Here is a 2,113-nt window from a genome sequence, read left to right on the forward strand (position 1 = left end):
AAGTACGAGGCAGTCGAGGACTGGGAGCTGGCCGACCCGGCAGGGTTGCTCGGCTTCGCCGCCGGAACCGGCCCGGACGAACAGGAATTGGCGGCGGTGTACTTCGATACCCCTGACCTGCGCCTGATCCGCGAGGGCATCACGCTGCGGCGTCGAGAAGGTGGGTCCGACGCGGGCTGGCACCTCAAGCTGCCGGCAGGCGCGGACAGCCGGCAGGAGTTGCGGCTACCGCTGGGAGGCACCGCCCGCCGCCCGCCAGCGGAACTGGTGGCGTTGACGCGGGTCTATACCCGCGGCGCCGCGCTGGCCCCGGTGGCTGAGCTGACCACTCGGCGGCGCCGCTGGGTGCTCGCCGACGATGGCGGGCAGGCGATCGCGGAACTCGTCGACGATCACGTGACTGCCCGGAGCATGGGTGAGCAGACCACCACCGTGTCCTGGCGCGAGGTGGAGGTTGAACTCGCCGAACACGCCCAGGCCAAACTACTGGACCGCATCGAACGCCGGTTGCTCCAGATGGGCGCCCAGCGTGCGGGCTCGTCGTCCAAGTTGGGTCGGTTGCTGGCCGATCGGACACCGGCCGGCGTCAGCGCTGCCAAGGCCAAGCGGACTCGGTCGGCGGGCGATGTGGTGCGGGCGTACCTGGCGTCACAGGTTCGGCAGCTGCGCCGGTATGACCCGCTGGTGCGGCAGGACGCGCCCGACGCGGTTCACCAGATGCGGGTGGCCGCTCGCCGGATGCGCAGCACGCTGCAAGCCTTCGGTCGCATCCTCGACCGGGACCAAACCCGGGACGTCACCACGGAGCTGAAGTGGGTGGCCGGCGAGCTGGGCGGGGCCCGAGACGCCGAAGTGATGGCCGAGCGTTTCACGGCGATACTCGCCGAATTCCCCGACGAGCTTAAGCTCGGGCCCGTCGAGGCTGCGTTCACCCGCTCTTTTGAGCGCCGGCAGGCCGACGCCCGCGCCGCCGCTCTCGCGGCCTTAAACAGTGACCGCTACCTGGCCTTGCATGACCGGCTCGACGCGTTGCTGGCTGATCCGCCGCTGACCAACCGGGCCAGCCGCAAAGCCAAGACGGAGCTGCCCAAAAGTGTCCGGCGTGCCTACCGTCGCGTCGAATCCCGGATGGCCGACGCTGACCGCCAACCTCCCGGGCCGGAACGTGACGTGGCCCTGCACGAAACCCGCAAGGCTGCCAAACGCCTGCGCTATGCCACTGAGGCCGTCGAGCCCACGCTTGGCAAGCCGGCCGCCCGGTTACGCAAACGCCTCAAGGCCGTCCAGCAACTCCTTGGCGACCATCAAGACACCGCTGTGTCGCGACCGGTGCTGCGCGAACTGGCCGTACAAGCCCATCTCGATGGTGGCAACGGCTTCACCTACGGTCTCATGTACGCAGCCGAAGCTGCGCGCGCCGAGCAGGCCGAAAAAAGCCTTCCAGCTACGTGGAAGCAGATGCGCAAGCGCAAAAACACCGCCTGGCTATACGCATGAGTCGGTGCAGCAAACCGTTGATCTAGTAGCGAGCCGTTATCCCGGCGCCCCAGGCCACGCCGGGCGCGAATGAAGGGGTTGGCCACCTCGGTGCAAGCTGATTTCCGTATCCACAGGACCGAGCCGCGGCCGCCGTGATGTCGGCACCATCGGGGCCGGGGTCGGCCAAAGCGCCCCGGGTGTCTTCTGCTGTTCCGGGTATCGTGGCCCGGTGCATGAGCCCGAGCCTGGCGTGGAACTTGTCAAACCAGGCGACGGACTGATCGGACCAGACGACGAACTGATCGGACCAGACGACGCCGAGATGCTGCTGACCGTCGATACTCGCGGCCACGCCGACGCCATCATCGTGGCGGCGACCGGTGAAGTCGATGTCCTCACCGCTGCCCGACTGCCCGCCGCGCTGGGGTTGGCGCTGCGTCGCGCAGCGACCGGCGGCGTGATCGTCTGCGATCTGACCGGTGTCGCACCGTGGACGAGGCCGTGCATGAAAAACCATGATTCACCGCGTATAGCTACCCCACCGCAGGCTCAGACAACTGATGCATCGAATTACGCAATACCGTGCATGACGCACGTTGGTGCAATCGATCAGGGTGAGGGGATGGACCAACCA

General features: G+C 67.5%; 2 protein-coding genes. Both read left to right on the forward strand.

Going from position 1 to position 2,113, the window contains the following annotated elements; all coding sequences use genetic code 11:
• The coding region (locus tag VFA16_RS08930) for a CYTH and CHAD domain-containing protein (RefSeq protein WP_324967462.1) at nucleotides 1–1,497 on the forward strand (1,497 nt) is incomplete at its 5' end.
• A 211-nt stretch (nucleotides 1,498–1,708) separates the two neighbouring features.
• On the forward strand, nucleotides 1,709–2,113 hold a 405-nt coding region (locus tag VFA16_RS08935), incomplete at its 3' end, for a hypothetical protein (protein WP_324967463.1).

Source organism: Mycobacterium sp., assembly GCF_035653355.1.
In the GTDB taxonomy this organism is placed as follows: Bacteria; Actinomycetota; Actinomycetes; order Mycobacteriales; family Mycobacteriaceae; genus Mycobacterium.